Raw genomic sequence first — 17,777 nt, 5'->3', positions numbered from 1 at the left:
GCTTCATAAATTAGCTCTTAGCCCCTAGTTCCCAATTTGCGCTCTCGGCGGAGGCTTAGAAGGCTGACCAGCAGGGCGATCGCCGCCGCCAGGTAAAACACAGACGGGAGTCCAACGTTTTTCCAAATGGGGCCCAGCAGCAGGGGGGCTGAAAACAGGCCCAGCGAGTTGAACCCCGTACCAATGGCCAGGACGCTGGCCCGTAGCTCTGCCGGAGCCTGATCGGCGAGTAAATCGTAGAGATTTGGCGTAATGATGCCGAAACCCGCGCCAAACAGGGCCGCAACGGGAAGGATGACAAAAATCTGCGTGAGCGACGGAATTGTGGCAATGGTCAGCCCCATCAGACAAAAGCCAAGGGCGATCGCCCCCCGTCGATTGTTCAACCGTCGCGCCAGCCGACTGGCCAGCACCGCCGAACTCACCGCCGCCCCCGCCGCCCGCAGACCCAGCACCACGCCGTTGAGCGCCGGGTCTGCGCCGATGGTTTCTTTCAGGTAAATCGGCGCATAGGCCACGGTGGCTTGCATCACCAATGCCGCCGCCGCCAAAAAAAAGTAAATCATCAGCACCGACGGCTGGCGCACCACGGGCAACAGCCCACCCGTATCAGACAAGCCCGCACCGCTTGTATTGCGAGGTTCCTCCCGAAACACCAGCGCGGCGATCGCCATCAGCGGAATCCCCAGCAGGTAGAGATAAAAAGCGTGCTGCCACTGGTTTCGCCCGACCCAGCCGCCCAGCAGCGGAAAGATAATCGCCGCCGTGGTCATGGCGCTGGTGGCAAAGCCCAAAATGCGCGATCGCTCGTCGCCTTCATACATCGTGCCCAGCAGCCCAATCGTAGCCGCCGCCACCGCCCCGCTGGCCGCGCCGATCAGCCCCCGCATTAGCAGCAGCGTCGGCAGCGTCGTCATGAAAATCGTCGCCACCCCAAACAGCGCATAGCACAGCAGCGCAGGCAGCATCACCGTCCGCTTGCCCACCCGATCAGCCAAAATGCCAAACACGGGCGTAAACAGCGCCGTCGTCAGGGCGTGAGTACTGGTCAACATGCCTGCCCAGGAGCGATCGAGCTGCAAATCTCGCACAATTTCTGGAAATACAGGCGTAACGACGCTACCCGTCATGGTGGTCAATCCGCCCGCCGCCAGGAGCACCAGCAGTTGACGAAATCGCTTGGACGCAAAGAGCTTGGCAAGGTTCATGCAAAATCATCCGGTCTGGCGGATGCACCAGGGTAGGGTGGGCTGTCTTCAATATAAGGGGATGGACTATAAGGGGGTGGAATGAGGGGCAGGTGAGTGCGACAGGGGACTGGCTGCTGAAGTATGCCGACGATCTGCCGTGTTGCACAAGTTCCAGTTTCGTCCATCGGATTCACCTCGCCATGAAACTACAGCAAGCGCCATCCTTCAGCCTCCAGACCAATAGCCCGTCACGTCGTAGCCCAACTCGGCGATCATCTGGCGCAGCAGCGGCAGGCTGAGACCGATGACGTTGCTGTGGCAGCCCATCAGTTGTTCCACAAATAGCCCGCCCCGACCCTCCAGCGCAAAGCATCCGGCGCAGTTCATCGGCTCTCCCGTGGCAACGTAGGCTTCAATCTGGCGATCGCTCACATTGGCAAACTGTACCTGCGTCATGCCGCACCGCACCAGCATCTTGCCCTGCGTCCCGTCGATCAGCGCGTGCCCGGTATATAGCTCGCCGACGCGCCCCCGCATCTGTTTCCAGCGGGCGATCGCCTCCTCTGCGTGGGCGGGCTTGCCGTGGATCTCGCCGTTCAGCGCCAGCACCGAGTCGCAGCCCAGCACCAGCGCATCGGGAAACTTGGGCGCAACTGCCCGTGCCTTGCCCTCCGCCAGCTTTTGCACCAGCACGCTGGCATTTGGCTCCCGCACCTGCGCCTCATCAAAAGCGCTGGGATAGACAATCGGCTCAATCCCCGCCAGTTGCAGCAGTCGCCGTCGGGCAGGAGAGGCAGAAGCAAGGACCAAGGGAGGAAGCATAGGCAAAAGGAAAGAGAGAAAAGGAAAGAAAGAAGAGTGAAGAGAGAAAAGAGAAAAAGTTTCACTCTTCGTTCTTCGTTCTTCGTTCTTCGTTTTTCGTTCTTCGTTCTTCTTTTCCGCCCTCCCTTACCACGGGGCCCAATCAGCCCAGTCGAGGTTGAAGATCGACGTGTCGGGAAACTCGATCGGGTTGCCGTTGCGGACGAGGAGGCGCTGGAGTTGCTCAAGCTGGGGTTCGCGGCGGGGCAGGTCGTCTACCAGTTGGTAGGGCGGGACGTTTTCCCGCAGGGCAAAGGCGGCCGTCGTACCCGCAGCCGCGCCAACAGACCACTCAAAGGAATGAACCCGGTAGGCAGCAGCGACCATCGTACTGGTGGCGATGCTCTTGCCCGCGACCAGTAAATTATCCAGCTTTTGGGGAATCATCGCTTGCAGCGGGATTTGCCCCGGATAGGCCTGCCCGTGGCCCTGGCGCGTGCCCGGTCGCTCGATGTTTCCCGGTGCTTCGGGTGGAGAATAGGCCATGCAGGGGTGAAAGTCAATGGCGTATTGGGCAATGCCCACCGCGTCGGGGTAAATCGTCGAGCGGGTGCGGCGCTGAATCTGGTCGGGGGGCGTGTTTTTGGCGATCGCCGACACAGTTTCCAGCCCCGCCAGCGCAATCCACAGGTTGCGATACATCTCTGGCGACAGATTTTGGCGGTAAAAATCGGCGCGGAAGTCAGCCTTAGAGATGTCCAACTCGTTCATGCTAAAGCCGTTGCGGTAGCCGTAGGTGGGGCGACCGATAATGCGCCGTCCTTCGCGGATGTAGGGATATTTCGACAGACCGTGAACCGTGCCCATTGGCGACTCTAGCCCTGCCAGCAAGCGGTGATTGGGTGCAGGCTTTTTCACCCCATCCCCCAGTTGCGAATCCGTCGTGCCCATCGTGAACCAGTAGTAGTAGCCCAGGGCCAGTTCTTCGCCCGCCGCCAGGGTTTCCGTCCGCAGCCCGCCTAGCCAGCCACCGGCAGCAAGCTGTCCCCGCTCCTGCAACTGCTGGCGGGTATAGATCAAATTGTCGCGGGAGGTGCCGGGGCGATAGTCGTTGCCCCAGACCCAGTTCTGCATCGAAATATCGCCTGGTTTGGGGCGCGACACGCCAAACACGCGCTCGGTGGAACGAGGCTCTGGACTCCAGATGCGGCGATAGGTAAACACCACGTCAATGTCGGCCAGGCGCGGGTTGGGGTCATAGCCGTAATAGGGTTCGTAGCGCTCATAGAAAGGCGGCTTTTGCTGGGGCTGGGGTTCTGCCGTGCGCTCCATCGCGAAGGTGTAGGTAAAGCCCTGGGTGCAGTAGGGGTCGCCATTGGTGGTGGGGAGGGACGGGTTGAGGTGCGATCGCGGATCAAGGCCCAGCCGATAGGGCACGTCCGCTAGGGCAATTAGCTCTCCGGTTTCCGTCGCCTCCACCACGTACCAATCCGCCACACCGGGCTGTCGCCGCGCCTTGGGCACGAAGCGGATCACCTTCTTATTCAAACGGCTGGAATTTTCGTAGCGGTAGGCATCTTCGATGATTTGCGACAGCGGCTCCGTATTCAGGGGCGGCGTGTTGGGGGCAGGGCTGTGCTGGATGGCAGTAGCGGCGGCGATCTGCTTGCCGTCGGCGGTGTAGTCCAGTTCCTTAATCACGGTCGAGGGAAACCACTTGAGCCGGCCTCGTCCCTTTCGCGCCGCGTCCCGCAGCATGTCTTCCAGAATCTTTTCGGCATCGCGGGGCAAAAAGCAGGAAACGCTCACCCAGCAGTCGCCAGGGCTGAGCCTGCGATATTTCTTTTGAATGCGATCGCGCAGTTCTAGATACCCCTTGGAATAGTAGAGCAACTGCCGCTGCCGCCGCGCCTCATCCAGCGCCGACGTGCCCTGGGAGGTGATCTGTCCGCCCATCCAGTCGGTGAGTTCCGTCATGCAGACGGTGCGCCCGGCCAGCAGCGCCTCGTAGGAGGTAGCCACGCCTGCCAGCCCGCCGCCGACGACCAGAATTTCGCAGTCCACGGTTTCGCTAGGGGCGGGGCGATTGGCGGACACTGGAGCTTGGGCAGATGCCGCCGGGGCCAGGGTCGTGAATCCGACCAGGGAGGCCAGAAAAGCCGCAAAGGAGCGCGTGCGTTTGTTTCGAGTCATACCGAGTGTCAATAAATCGGGATCGGGGGTTGGGGCCTGGGAGTGGAGCTTGAGGCTGGAGCTTTGGGGGTGCAGAGAGATTCACACGTCTCGTCTGTATTTGAACCGTGTCGGGCCCAGCTTTTGCAATGGCTAGACTAGCGCAATTGGGGCAAATGGCGGTGTGATGGGGGTAGAGCTTGACCTCAGCATTATCAGCATTGCGGTGCAATTCAGCATTGCGGCGCAATATGGCTCAACGGTCTGCACCACCCCAAAAACACCCGATTCCTCCCACACTCCGCCACTCTTAATCCCTACGCTCGCTGCTCTCGCTCGTCAGCAAGGATTGCACTAGCTCATACAGATCTGGCTCTGGCCGCCCTTCAAGCTGGCGATTTTTCAGGTCGATCAGGCCTTGGGCTAGCGCGGGGGCGCGGTTTTTGTAGGCGCTGTTGGCGGTCAGCAGGTCGAGAAACACCTCCCGTTCCACCTGGTCGCGGCTGGCCTCTTCCCCCAGAGGGGAGGCAAACGTCAGCACGTCTGCCTCGAATTTCAGCAGGAAGATCAGCGCGTTGCTGAGGGACTGGAGCTGTTGCTGGAGCGATCGCACGTCTAGCTCCGTCCGCTCAAACCCGACCTCACCCTCCAGCCGCAGTTCGACAATTGGCTGTGCATCGGGCTGGAGTTGTCCCAAGGAGATAGCCTGCTGAACCAGGGCGATCGCCGTTTGTTCCACCTCCTCCACCGTTTCCGAGCCGCGCAGGGACTGCCTGAGCCGCACAATTGGCCGCTGGCGATAGTCGCGCTTCAGTTCTGCCCGGATGCCGTCTGGGTCAATGTCTACCACATACGCGCCCCGCTCAAACCGGGCTTCGTCTATGCTGTTGGCTTCCAGGGAGCCAGGGTTAAACACCCAGCCCTCTATCTCGTAATTTTTGTGAATATGCCCCAGCGCCAGATAGTCTACGCCCGCCTGCTTCAGCGGCAGCAGATCGCTATAGCGCAGCGCCCCCTGATAGCGAGCAATCTGCCCCTCCAGCCCGTGGTGAAACAGCAGCACCGTCGGCCCTGGCGCAGGCGGCAATTCCCCAATAGAAGCGGCAATTTGCTCAATCGCCTTGGGAGCCGTCGAGCCATACCAGCTTGACCCCAGCACCCGCACGCCGCAGGGCAGGTCGATGTAGCCGCCGCGCTTCCTCTCTGCATCCCAGGGAGAATAGAACGGTTCGCCCTGCGCCACGTCCCCCGGCTCCAGCAGGTACAGCATTTCCCAATCTGACAGATAGCGCAGCCAGCTTGTATTCACGCCGTAGGGTCGGTTGTCGTGGTTGCCCTCGATGGCCAAAACGGGGATGCCTGCGTCTTTGAGGAGGGATAGCACTGCCTGTGCCTGGTTCAAGATGTGCGGCTGGAGGTTGCGATGCTCGAAAAGATCGCCCGCAATCAGCACAAAGTCTACCTGGGGGGCAATGCCCGAAGGGAGCGCTTCGCGAATCGCATACCGTTCGACCACATCCATCAGCGTGTAGAAGAAATCCTGCGTCCGCACTTTGTTGTCGTAGCGGTCGAAGCCCAGGTGAATATCGGCGATGTGGAGAAATCGAGGCATTTGGAGAACTGGAGTATGAGTGTTCTATCACGCTATTTCTATCACGCTATCTCACCTTGTGCCGCTCTGGCACTCTAACCTTCACACTCCCCGCCCAATCGCATCCGCCACGCGGCACACATCCCACATCTCAGCCACATCGTGGACGCGCAGGATATCGGCTCCGTGGGCGATCGCCATCGCGCAGGCCGCCGCCGTGCCCCAGATTCGCCGCTTCGGATCAGGCTGGTTGAGGATATGCCCAATGAAGCTCTTGCGGGACGGGCCGATCAGGATGGGGCAGCCGAGGGGCTTGAAGGCCTCGATCTGGCGCAACAGTTCCAGGCTTTGGGCGGCGGTCTTGGCAAAGCCAATGCCGGGGTCGATGGCGATGTGCTGGTGGGGAATGCCGTGGGCGATCGCCATCTCGACGCGCCTCGCCAAAAAGTCGTAGACTTCCTGCACCACGTCCTTATAATCGGTTAACTGCTGCATGGTTTTGGGCGTGCCGCGAATATGCATCAGCACAATGGGCACGCCCAGTTCAGCAACGGTGGGCAGCATTGCGTCATCAAAGGTCGCTCCCGAAATATCGTTGACAATATTGGCTCCGGCAGCGATCGCCGCTCTGGCCACGGCGGACTTGGTCGTATCAACGGAAATCAGCGTATCCAGCGGCGCAAAATCGGCAGCCCCCTGGCGAAGTGCCTGGATCACCGGAATCACCCGGCGCAACTCTTCCTCCAGCGCCACATCTTCGGCCTGGGGACGGGTGGACTGGCCGCCAATATCCAGCACGTCTGCACCGTCTTTTGCCAGCCGATGGGCTTGCTGGAGCGCAGAGTCCAACTGGTCAAACTGGCCGCCATCGCTAAAGCTATCGGGCGTAACGTTTAACACGCCCATCAGATAGGTGCGATCGCCCCAAATCAGTTGGCGATCGCCAGAAAACTGCCACATTTCCACACTTTCAACGAGTTCTAATTTGAAGCTTGCGTATGCTTTGCGTTAAAAATTCTGATCCTTAGTCGAGAATACTGAGATTTCGGGCACTCTAAAATTAAGCCCAGAGACAGTCTCGCTGCAACTTTGGGTAAATACAGAACTTCATCTACCGCATTCACGCATTTTTACTGAAAAAGCAGCTTTAACGGCACTGCTGTTGCGAAATGAAGGCTTTTGGGGAATAGAAAACTACTAGGGGCGATCGCCCGGCCTTCAGGCACGGCTTTATCCCAGCGTCTACCCCTGACCATCAAAGCCAGACGAAATCCAACCAAATCAATCGCAGACCGAATCTCGATTTTTGAAGCGAATCAGGGAATTAGTAAAGAGAGCCAAAAGAAAGCCATTGGGTTAAACCGAATTTAGCACCGAACGCCAAGCCAAACCGTAAAACCTTCAGTTTTTACCGTTTGAGCATCCTCATTTAGCATCCTCAAAGGCTCACACCAGCCCTTGCAGAGGGTTGGATTGTTCGCGTCGCAGAGCGCGTATAGAAAAGTCTCGCAAGTTCGGCAATCCTGAATGAATGCAGTCTGGCTTTTAGTCTCAACTCTTAGTCTCAACTCAGCCTCTCGCCTTTAGCACCTAACCCCAGCACACACCAAAGAGGGTGGATATGGAGAACCTTGGGCAAAACCGCACCACCGAGCGGATTAACTTAGTGGCGCTGCTGCTAATTTTTATCCTGCCGTTTGCAATGGTGGTCTACCAACTGGTGGCGGAAGTCAACCAGCGAATTAACTTTGCTCAATATGAAATTTTCGGCAACGCCTACCTGCGCCCCCTAGAGCAGTTGATGCTGGACTTGCCTCAGGGACGACGACTGGCCCAGCAGACAGCCCAAGACTCGTCCTTGGAGGCGTTAACCCAGTTACAGGAAGCGTTTCAGAGTCAGATCGACCTAGATCTGGCACAACTGCAAGCGGTTGAACAGCAGTTTGGGCAGCGCCTCCAGACCCCAGAGCGCTATAGGGCATTGGTGCAAAGCTGGGACGCGCTTCGGACTGGGGTAGACGCGACGGGCACGCCCCTCCCTCCCGACGAGGTGCAAACTCGGTATACCGATCTGATTGCTCAGGTGCGCGGGCTGATCTCCCAGGTAGGCGACGTTTCTAAACTGATTCTTGATCCAGCTCTGGATAGCTATTACCTGATGGATTTGGCTCTGCTCAAGTTGCCCAGCGCTCAAGACCTGATGGCGCAAGTGCAGCAGCTTGGGGAGTTGGTTGTGCAGCGGCGATCGCTCTCGTCGGAAGAAAAGGGCCGCCTGCTCGTGCTGATGGGTCGGCTCCAGGAGATCGTGCAAGACAGCCGCACCAGCCTGAACACGGCCATTCACAACAACCCTGCGCTGCAAATTCCCCTGGAAGCGCCGATGCAGACGCTAACCCAACAGACCGATCGGTTTCTGGCAGCGCTGAGGCAGGCTATTGCCCAGTCCAAAACCGTGCAGGTGCAGCCCACGGCGTATGATCCCGTGGCGTACGAGGCTGCCGCAACTGAAATGCTCACCGCCAGCCATGCCTTCTGGCAAGACACCTCCGCCCAGCTCGATCGCCTGCTGGAGCGGCGAATTCAGAGGTTTGCCCGCAAGATTTACACCGTTGAAGCGTTTGCGCTGCTGGTGCTGGGGACAGTGTTCTATGTGTTCATCTCGCTTGCCCGCAATTTGGTCAGCCAGCGGCGATCGCAGACTCGCCTCGCCACCCAACACGCCCTCACCCGCATCCTGTCGGAAGCCACCACCCTGGAAGAATCTGCACCCCAAATCCTACAGACGATCTGCGAAAGCTTCCGCTGGGACGTAGGTGAACTGCGCCGCCTCGACCCAGAAACCAAAACACTGGCCTATGTGGCAGGCTGGCATTGCCCACAGCTAGACGCAGTCCAGCTTGAGTCAGACTTATGGAAACGCCCCATTGCCGAAAGCGAAGGCATCATCGGACAGGTCGCCACAAGCCGCGAGTCGCTTTGGCTGGTTGATATCCTTAGTGATGATTTCTTTTTGCAAAGAGCCATTCGCCGATCTGTGATCGAAGCACTGGGGTTGCGGAGTTGGTTGGGGTTCCCCATTTTGAATGGAGACGAGGTGTTGGGCGTGATGTGTTTCCTCAGCCGCGAGGCACAAAGGCCCGATGCCGACCTGCTCAAGGTCATGACGACGATTGGCAGCCAAGTGGGGCAGTTTATCAAAATTCGGCTGTCGGAGGAGGCGCTACGCCAGAGCGAGGAACTGCAACGAATGGCGCTGAGTGCGGCCAAGATGGGCGCGTGGGATTGGAACGTCCTCACAGGGGAGGAAAACTGGTCAGAAGAAGCAGAGCGCATTTTTGGCTTAGAAGCCGGACAGTTTACCCGAACCTATGCCGACTTCTTTGAATTTATCCATCCTGAAGACCGCGACAGGGTGAACGAAGCCCAAGCGCGATCGCTCCAAGACGGGGCAGACTACGCGCCAGAATATCGCGTCCTTTTGCGGGACGGTAGTCTGCGCTGGATCGCCAGCCGTGGTCGGGTGCTGCGCGATGCCGAGGGCAACCCCACGCGGCTGGTCGGCGTGACGATGGACATCACTGAGCGCAAACGGTCGGAACTGGCTCTAGCCGAGAGCGAACGCCGCCTGCGGGCCGCCGAAGAGAAATACCGCAGCATCTTTGAAAACGCGGTCACGGGCATCTTCCAAACTACAGCCGACGGCCGCTATCTCAGCGCCAACCCCGCCTTGGCGAAAATCTATGGCTACGAGTCTGTCGAGGCGCTAATGGAGGCGCTGCAAGACATCGAGCATCAGCTATACGTAGACCCCACTCGGCGGCAGGATTTTATCGACCAGATGGCAGCCCACGGCGCAGTGGAGGATTTTGAGTCCCAGGTTTATCGCCAGGATGGAGAGATTATCTGGATTTCTGAAAATGCGATCGCCGTTCGAGATGACCAAGACAACCTGCTGTATTACGAAGGCACAATCGAAGACATCACCCAGCGCAAGCAGGCTGAAGAAACCCTGAAGCGACAACTGGCAGCAATCGAGGCATCTGCTACAGGCGTGGGCATCCTCAACGCAGCAGGCGAATTTCTCTATCTCAACAGCGCCCACGCCACCATCTATGGCTATGACGACCCAGCAGAACTCATCGGTCAATCCTGGACTATGCTCTATCAATCCAAGGAGTTAGCCAGATTTCAGCAGGAGATCATGCCGGAGTTTACCCGGACGGGGCAGTGGCGCGGCGAAGCAATCGGTACCCGCAAAGATGGCAGCACCTTTCCCCAGGAGGTATTTCTCACAGCGCTAGACGATGGCGGGCTGGTGTGTATTGTGCAGGATATTACCGCTCGCTACCAGGCCGATGCGGCCCTGCGCGAACGAGAAGCCCGCTTTAGCTCCCTAGTGAACAATATTCCGGGCGTGGTCTATCGCTGCGCCTGCGATGAACACTGGACGATGGAATACATTAGCGATCCAATTCGCAACCTGACGGGCTATGAGCCAGAGGAGTTCATCGGCAATCGACGGCTGAGCATAAATGACATTACTCCGCCGGAGTATCAACTGATCATTGCCCAGACGGTGGAACAGGCGATCGCCCAAAAGCAACCCTACGTTTTGGAATATCCCATCCAGCACAAAGACGGCAGCATCCGTTGGGTCTACGAAAAAGGACAGGGAATTTACGAAAACGGCGAGTTGCTGTGCCTGGACGGGGTGCTGTTTGACATCACCGAGCGCAAGCAGACCGAGGAGCGCCTGCGTCTGCTGGAGTCGGTCGTGGTGAACACCAATGACGCGGTGATGATCACGGAGGCGGGCGACCCGGCCCACCTCAAGATCGTCTACGTCAACGAAGCCTTTGCCTGCATGACGGGCTACGCGCCAGAGGAGGTCATCGGCAAAAATCCTGCCATGTTCCAGGGGGCAAACACTGACCGAGAGACAGTGGCACGGGCGCGGGCCGACCTAGCGCAGTGGAAATCGGTTCAGCTAGAGCTAATTAACTATCGCAAGGACGGCTCCGAGTTTTGGGTGGAAATCGAGATGGTTCCCATTGCCGACAAAGGCGGCGAATATACCCACTGGATCTCGGTGCAGCGGGATATTAGCGATCGCAAAGCGGCGGAAGAAGCCCTCCGCAGGGGCAAAGAAGCCGCCGAAGAGGCCAACCGCGCCAAGAGCCAGTTCCTTGCCAACATGAGCCACGAGCTACGCACTCCGCTGAATGCCATCATCGGCTACAGCGAAATGCTGCAAGAAGATGCCCACGACTTTGGCTATGGCGACATCGTGCCCGATCTGGAAAAAATTCGCGGTGCAGGGCAGCACTTGCTGGCGCTGATCAACGACATCCTCGACATTTCCAAGATCGAGGCGGGGCGCATGGAGCTGTACCTGGAAACCTTCGAGCCAGAGTTGCTTTTGCTGGAGGTGCAGGCGACCATCGAGCCACTGATAGCCAAAAACCACAATACCTTCTCGATTCACTGCCCCGACGGCCTGGGCACCATGCACGCCGACCTGACCAAGGTGCGCCAGTCACTGTTTAACCTGCTCAGCAACGCTGCTAAATTCACTGAAAACGGCACGGTCACCCTCACGGTCGAAACGCGCGAAGTCACTAGCCCTGCCTACGAGAACCCCGACGCGCCGCTCAGCCTTGCGCCTGCCCCCTTCCTCCTGTTTCGGGTGTCCGACACGGGCATTGGCATGACGGTCGAGCAGATGGCGAAGGTGTTCCAGGCCTTTACCCAGGCGGACGCTTCGACTACGCGGAAATATGGCGGCACGGGGCTAGGACTGGCCATCAGCCGCCGCTTTTGCCAGATGATGGGCGGCGACATCACGGTGTCGAGCGAGGTGGGCAAGGGCAGCACCTTCACGATCTGGCTGCCGATGCGGGTGGTCGATCCCAAGCAGATTGAAGCGCTGCCCGCTCTGACCCCTGCTGCTGACACGGATCAGGAGACTCCTCAGAAGGGCGATCGCAGCACTCTTGCGGAGCAGTATCGCCCGTCCTGCGACAACCCCTCCTCTAACTTGGGCGATTTGCAAAGCGATCCCTGCGGGAAGCGCAGAACCGTGCTAGTGATCGACGACGACCCCGCCGTGCGCGACCTAGTGCAGCGCTATCTCACCAAAGAAGGCTTTCGGGTAGAAACGGCCGCCAACGGCACAGAAGGCTTGCATCTTGCCCGCCAGATTCGCCCCGATGCCATCACGCTAGACGTGCTGATGCCCGACACAAACGGCTGGAGCGTGCTGTCGGCTTTCAAAGCCGATCCCGACCTGGCTGAAATTCCTGTCGTCGTGATGACAATTGTGGACGACAAAAACCGGGGCTTTGCGCTGGGTGCAGCGGATTATCTCACCAAGCCTATTGACTATCAGCGGCTTACCCACCTGCTGCAAAAGTTCCAGTCCAATAGCTCAGGGGATGCGGCGCAAACCCGTCGGGTGCTGGTGGTCGAAGACGACTCCGACATCCGCCAGATGTTTCGACGAATGCTGGAGCGGGAACACTGGCAGGTCGCTGAGGCCGAGAACGGGTGCGTAGGGTTACAGGTTCTCCAGCAACAGCGCCCCGATTTGGTCTTGCTCGACCTGATGATGCCAGAGATGGATGGCTTTCAGTTCATCAGCGCGGTGCGAGAAAATCCCGAATGGCGATCGCTCCCGATCATCGTCGTCACAGCCCTCGACCTCACCCCGTCCGACCATCTGCGGCTCAATGGCTATGTAGAGCAAATCTTGCAAAAGGGCACCTACAGCCGCGACGAACTGCTGCACGAAGTCCATGATCTGGTGTTAACCTGCATTCGCCACTGTCCCACCAGGGTTCGGGAGGTTTCCCTATGAAGTTAGGCTGGGGATCGGTACTGGTCATTGATGATGAAGCAGTAACGCGCCTACTGGTGGCTCGTCGCCTCAGCGATCGGGTGGCCTCGGTGACAACCGTAGAAAGCGGACAAGAAGGGCTAGAACTGCTGAAAAACCAGCCGTTTGACCTGGTGCTGCTGGATATCATCATGCCGGGCCTCAGCGGCGTGCAAACCCTGGAAAAGATGAAGGCGGACCCGGCGCTTCAGAGCATTCCGGTGATTATGATTTCTGCCGCCGATGACTTGGATAGCGTGGTGCGCTGCATCGAACTGGGAGCCGAAGATTATCTGCTCAAACCGCTGAACGCAGTGCTGCTGCAAGCGAGGACGGGAGCCTGCCTAGAGCGCAAGTGGCTCCGCGACCAAGAGCAATCTTACCTGCGGCAGCTCAAGGCAGAAAAAGAGTCGGCCGAAGCCGCCAACCGCGCCAAGAGCGTGTTTCTAGCCAACATGAGCCACGAACTGCGAACGCCGCTGAACGCCATCATCGGCTACAGCGAAATTGTGCAGGAAGATTTGCAGGCTGAAGGAATCACCCATCTGATTCCTGATTTGCGGAAAATCCGTACCTCTGGGCAACACCTGCTGAGCATCATCAACGATATCCTCGATATTTCCGCGCTGGAGGCAGGCACGGTGTCGTTGGATCTGGAGACGGTGGTGCTGAACCCACTGCTGCAAGAAGTGGTAAACACGGTGCGTCCGCTGGTTCTGGAGCATGGCAACACACTGCAAGTGCAGTGTTCCGATCATCTGGGCACAATGTACAGCGACCTGTCGAAAGTGCGGCAGATTTTGGTCAACCTGCTGAGCAATGCCGCCAAGTTCACAGAACAGGGTTCCATTACGCTGACGGTGGCGGTGAAGGGGCTGGAGGCGGCAGGCTGGGAGGACGGAGAGAAATTTGCGGCAGAGGCAGCGTTCCCTGTCCCCAGCGGAGCGTTTGTAGAGTTTCGGGTGAGCGATACGGGGATTGGGATTGCTCCATTGCAGCGCGAGAAGATTTTTCAGCCGTTTGCTCAGGGCGACGAGTCCTCTACCCGACGCTATGGCGGGACGGGGCTGGGATTGTCGATTAGCTATCGCTATTGCGAGATGCTGGGCGGCACGATCTCTGTGGAGAGTGAGCCAGAGCATGGGTCTACGTTTACGCTGCGGCTGCCTCTGGTCAGTAGCGATCGCCCCGCCCGCTTTCCCCCGGTCTATCAGCCGCAGGAACCCTCGACGCGCGATCGCCCGCTGGTGCTGATCATCGACGACGACCGGAGCATCCGCGACTGGATGGTGCAAAGCCTGAACCAAGAGGGCTATCGCGTGGTCACTGCCTGGTGTGGGCAGGAAGGGCTGCGGCTAGCGCAGGAGCTACAGCCAGATCTGATTGTGCTGGATGTGCTGATGCCCGCGCTGGATAGCTGGACCGTGCTGGCGACCCTCAAGGCCGACCCGCTGCTGGCAGGGGTTCCCGTTATGCTGACCGCCACACCCCCAGCCGAACTCCCCGCCGGACTTCATGCGCCCAACGGCCTGGTGTTGGGCATTGCCGACCAGTTCACCCGGCCCGCAGACTTTTCCCGACTGACGGCCCTGCTGCAAACCTACCAAGCGCCACAGCTTAAGGGGGGCAATCGAGCGCTGCTGGTGCATCAAGACCGGGCCACGCGCTCCATCCTGCGACAGGTGCTAGAGCGGGCGGGCTGGCGCGTGACGGAGGGCGATCGCCCCCAAGACACCCTGCCCCACCCCAGTCCAAAATCATCCTCAGCCGTGGATGCGCTGCTGCCGGATGTGCTGCTGGTGGACTTGCTGGTGCTGGCCAAAGAGGGGTTTCAGCATGTTTACCCGCTGCGAACAATGAGCGGGCGCGTTCCCCCGGTGATCAGCCTGCTCACCCGCGACCTCAGCCCGGCCGACCAATCCCGGCTGAATGATCGGCTAGAGCAGTTTCTTCAGCATGATCAGCCTGATGCGGGGTCTTTGGGCGATTTTCTCACCCAGATTCGCGACGCTGTCCTCCTTCATTTGTCGAGTGCGCTATGAAGCTCCAACTCCGCATCTTGCTAATGGTGACCTCGCTGCTGGCGGCGACGGTCGCAGTCACAACGGGCGTTTTGTCCTGGGGGACTCGCCAGTCGATCCTGGCGCAAACGGAGTCCAATGGGTTACTGATTGCGGAGTTTTTGGCGCGAATGTCGCGATTTGCCAACCAGGTTCCCGCCGATGTAGACACGATGATGGGCGACCAAATGCTGGCCCAGGCGGCCCTCACCGCACGGCTGGTGGCGATCGCCCAGCAAGCCAACCTCAGCCCCGCTGAAATCAATCAGCAGCTAGAAGACCTGGCCAAGACCACAGCAATCGACGAATTTTGGATTACCGATCGTGAGGGCAGGGTGGAATACCAAAACCAGTCTGCCCTGGGCAGCCAGCAACCCCAGGCGCTCAGCTTTCAGTCCTTGCTGATGGGGGGGGCGGCCACGGTCGATGTGGATGCGCGAGCGAGGGATACCGACGGCAAAATCTTCAAGTATGTCGCCGTGGCGGGGGTCGATCAGCCCCGTATTGTGCAAATCGGGCACGATGCCGAAATCCTTAAAACCCTGCCCCAGCAGATTGGGCTGGAGCGCCTGACCAATGAACTGGTGGATGGCGATGCGATAGTGGGTATTCGGATTGTCGATCGCCAGCTCAACAGCCTGGCCCGCAGCGTCACCTCCAGCAACGGCAATATTGTCAGTCTGTCGGCGGGCGATCGCGCCAAGCTGCTGCACGTTTTAGAGACTGGACAATCCAAAACCTACCTAGACGAAAACCTGCTCAAGGTCGCCGTGCCGATTCGGGGCAACGCCAACTGGATTCAGGGGGCAACGCTAGTCTATCTATCCACCGATTCCGTTCGCAGCGCCCTCCAGCGCGATCTGTATCATGTTGCCCTGGCCTCAACGGGCATCATGGCCGCCGGACTGTTGGGGTCGCTGCTCCTGTCGCGGCGCGTCACGCAGCCCGTCGCCCGCCTCACCGATGCTGCCAACGCGATCAAGTCCGCCATGAAAACAGAAGACTTTGACACAGAAACTCTGGCAGACGTAGCCATCCGCCAAGACGAACTGGGCACGCTGGCGCGAGTGTTTCAGCGGATGGTGGGGGAAGTGCGCGATCGCGAACAGGGGCTACACCAGGCCAAGGCTGAACTGCACCGCCGAGAAGAATATTTTCGCTCGATTATTGAAAACACGTCCGATATCGTCATGCTGCTCAGCGCCGACGGCCAGATCCGCTACAGCAGCCCCGCCCTCAAAGCCGTCTTGGGCTACGACCCGCAAAATGTATACGGCAAGACCCTGCTTGAGTTCGTCCATCCTGACGACCACACCACCGCCCGCGTCGCCCTCAGCCACGCCGTCCACCAGCCCGGAATTACATTGCCCTTTCAAATCCAACTGCGCCGGATCGATGGCTCCTGGGCCCGGCTAGAGGCCGTAGGCACGAACCTGCTGGATAATCCGGCGGTGGAGAGCATCATCCTGACCTTGCGCGACATCACCGAGCGCCAGCGGGCCGAGGAACTGCTGCGGCAAAAGGAAACAGCAGAGCAAGCAAACCGCGCCAAGAGCCAGTTTTTGGCCAACATGAGCCACGAACTCCGCACACCGCTCAACGCCATCATTGGCTACAGCGAAATGCTGCAAGAAGAGGCAGAAGACCTGGGACAGGAGGATCTGGTTCCCGATTTGCAGAAAATCCACACCGCCGGACGACACCTGCTCAACCTGATCAACGACATCCTGGATTTGTCGAAGATCGAAGCAGGCAAGATGGATTTGTATCTGGAAGAATTTTGTCTGCCCGATCTAGTCAGCGAGGTCGTCCACACGGTCAGCCCGCTGGTGAGCAAAAACAACAATACCCTGGTGGTTCACGCCGATCCCCAGCTAGAAACCATGCACGCCGACCTGACCAAGGTGCGGCAAAATCTGCTGAACCTGCTGAGTAACGCTGCCAAATTTACCGAAAACGGCACCATTACGCTCACAGTTGAAAAGCAACTGCATCCCGAAACAACTCAACCCGTAATTTGCTTCCAGGTGACGGATACGGGCATCGGCATGACCGAAGCGCAGATGGAAAAGATGTTCCAAGCCTTTACCCAAGCAGACGCTTCGACCACGCGCAAGTATGGCGGCACGGGGCTAGGGCTGGCGATCGCCCAGCGGTTTTGTCAGATGATGAAGGGCAATATCACCGTCACCAGCACCCTGGGCAAGGGCAGTACGTTTACCATGACGCTGCCCCAGGTCGTTCATCATCCTGACGCTGCGCCCGATGCGGACGCAGATCAGATGGCATCGGTTGACGAGGGCGAGGATTTTGGAGAGAGTCCGCCCCGCCCCGATCGCCCAATCCTGGTGATCGACGACGACCCGGCGATTCACGACCTGCTCCACCGCCAGCTTGCCCGCGAAGGCTACACCGTCCACAGCGCCCTCACCGCCGAAGAAGGGCTGACTCTGGCGCAAAGCATCCGCCCCATCGCCATTACGCTAGACGTGATGATGCCCAAGATGGACGGCTGGATGCTGCTGTCGGCGTTTAAGAGCAATCCAGACCTGGCCAATATTCCCGTGATTATGCTGACGATGCTGGACAACAAGAATATGGGCTATGCGCTGGGTGCGTCGGACTATTTAATCAAGCCAATTGATCGCCAGCAGTTGCTCTCGGTGCTGAAAAAGTATGAGTGCGCTCGCCCTGCCTGCCCCATTCTGGTGGTAGAAGACGACCCCACCAACCGCGACCTGCTGCGCCAGCTTTTGGAAAAAGAACACTGGCAGGTGATCGAAGCCGAAAACGGGCGTGTGGCCCTAGAAAAGCTGCAAACCGTCCAGCCAGAGCTAATCCTGCTGGATCTGATGATGCCGGAACTGGACGGTTTTGGTTTCGTCGCAGAATTACAGCGCCACGAAGCATGGCGATCGCTCCCCGTCATTATCATCACCGCCAAAGACATTACGGCCGAAGACCAGTTTCGACTGCGCGGCTACGTTGAACAAATCCTGCAAAAAGGAGCCTACAGCCAGGAAGACCTGCTGGTGAGAATTCGTCAGTTGGTGGCGGCCTGCCAGCAATCCGCATGACAGCCAGGATTG

Annotated in this window: 8 protein-coding genes; 3 read left to right on the top strand and 5 right to left on the bottom strand. The window is 58.8% G+C overall.

All coding sequences use genetic code 11. The features are described 5' to 3' along the window. Positions 1-17: 17 nt before the first annotated feature. From HPC62_RS03290 to folP, 5 genes are all read right to left on the bottom strand, one after another. The gene (locus HPC62_RS03290) at positions 18-1,208 is read right to left on the bottom strand and encodes an MFS transporter (RefSeq protein ID WP_172353732.1); all 1,191 of its coding nucleotides are present in this window, start codon (positions 1,206-1,208) and stop codon (positions 18-20) included. 207 nt (positions 1,209-1,415) lie between these two features. Continuing rightward, complete coding sequence (locus HPC62_RS03285; protein ID WP_172353731.1) at positions 1,416-2,012, bottom strand: Maf family protein; 597 nt, start codon at positions 2,010-2,012, stop codon at positions 1,416-1,418. 126 nt (positions 2,013-2,138) lie between these two features. Next, the gene (locus tag HPC62_RS03280; RefSeq protein ID WP_172353730.1) at positions 2,139-4,184 is read right to left on the bottom strand and encodes an FAD-dependent oxidoreductase; all 2,046 of its coding nucleotides are present in this window, start codon (positions 4,182-4,184) and stop codon (positions 2,139-2,141) included. A gap of 289 nt (positions 4,185-4,473) precedes the next feature. Further along, positions 4,474-5,775, bottom strand: a complete 1,302-nt coding sequence (locus HPC62_RS03275) for a metallophosphoesterase family protein (protein WP_172353729.1) — start codon at positions 5,773-5,775, stop codon at positions 4,474-4,476. 81 nt (positions 5,776-5,856) lie between these two features. Next, positions 5,857-6,714: a dihydropteroate synthase gene (gene folP / locus HPC62_RS03270; RefSeq protein WP_172353728.1), complete on the bottom strand. Its 858-nt coding sequence runs from the start codon at positions 6,712-6,714 to the stop codon at positions 5,857-5,859. Positions 6,715-7,375: 661 nt separating this feature from the next. On the opposite strand from folP, the gene HPC62_RS24265 reads away from it, so the two are divergent. The 3 genes from HPC62_RS24265 to HPC62_RS03255 are packed head-to-tail and all read left to right on the top strand — an operon-like array spanning position 7,376 to position 17,765. After that, entirely contained in the window at positions 7,376-12,610 is a 5,235-nt protein-coding gene (locus HPC62_RS24265; protein WP_172353727.1) for a PAS domain S-box protein, read from the top strand. Continuing rightward, the gene (locus HPC62_RS03260) at positions 12,607-14,670 is read left to right on the top strand and encodes a response regulator (RefSeq protein ID WP_172353726.1); all 2,064 of its coding nucleotides are present in this window, start codon (positions 12,607-12,609) and stop codon (positions 14,668-14,670) included. Before HPC62_RS24265 ends, HPC62_RS03260 begins: the two co-directional genes overlap by 4 nt. Then, positions 14,667-17,765: a response regulator gene (locus HPC62_RS03255; protein WP_172353725.1), complete on the top strand. Its 3,099-nt coding sequence runs from the start codon at positions 14,667-14,669 to the stop codon at positions 17,763-17,765. The genes HPC62_RS03260 and HPC62_RS03255 overlap by 4 nt, the downstream gene beginning before the upstream one ends. Positions 17,766-17,777: the final 12 nt, after the last annotated feature.

This window comes from Thermoleptolyngbya sichuanensis A183 (assembly GCF_013177315.1).
In the GTDB taxonomy this organism is placed as follows: domain Bacteria; phylum Cyanobacteriota; class Cyanobacteriia; order Elainellales; family Elainellaceae; genus Thermoleptolyngbya; species Thermoleptolyngbya sichuanensis.
Note: the sequence above shows the minus strand (reverse complement) of the source record. Positions and strands in the feature narration are given on the sequence as shown.

What these genes read in the sequence shown, in the direction of transcription:
- HPC62_RS03290 (WP_172353732.1), bottom strand. Translation starts at nt 1,208, where the DNA reads ATGAACCTTGCCAAGCTCTTTGCGTCCAAGCGATTTCGTCAACTGCTG.
- HPC62_RS03285 (WP_172353731.1), bottom strand. Translation starts at nt 2,012, where the DNA reads ATGCTTCCTCCCTTGGTCCTTGCTTCTGCCTCTCCTGCCCGACGGCGA.
- HPC62_RS03280 (WP_172353730.1), bottom strand. Translation starts at nt 4,184, where the DNA reads ATGACTCGAAACAAACGCACGCGCTCCTTTGCGGCTTTTCTGGCCTCC.
- HPC62_RS03275 (WP_172353729.1), bottom strand. Translation starts at nt 5,775, where the DNA reads ATGCCTCGATTTCTCCACATCGCCGATATTCACCTGGGCTTCGACCGC.
- folP (WP_172353728.1), bottom strand. Translation starts at nt 6,714, where the DNA reads ATGTGGCAGTTTTCTGGCGATCGCCAACTGATTTGGGGCGATCGCACC.
- HPC62_RS24265 (WP_172353727.1), top strand. Translation starts at nt 7,376, where the DNA reads ATGGAGAACCTTGGGCAAAACCGCACCACCGAGCGGATTAACTTAGTG.
- HPC62_RS03260 (WP_172353726.1), top strand. Translation starts at nt 12,607, where the DNA reads ATGAAGTTAGGCTGGGGATCGGTACTGGTCATTGATGATGAAGCAGTA.
- HPC62_RS03255 (WP_172353725.1), top strand. Translation starts at nt 14,667, where the DNA reads ATGAAGCTCCAACTCCGCATCTTGCTAATGGTGACCTCGCTGCTGGCG.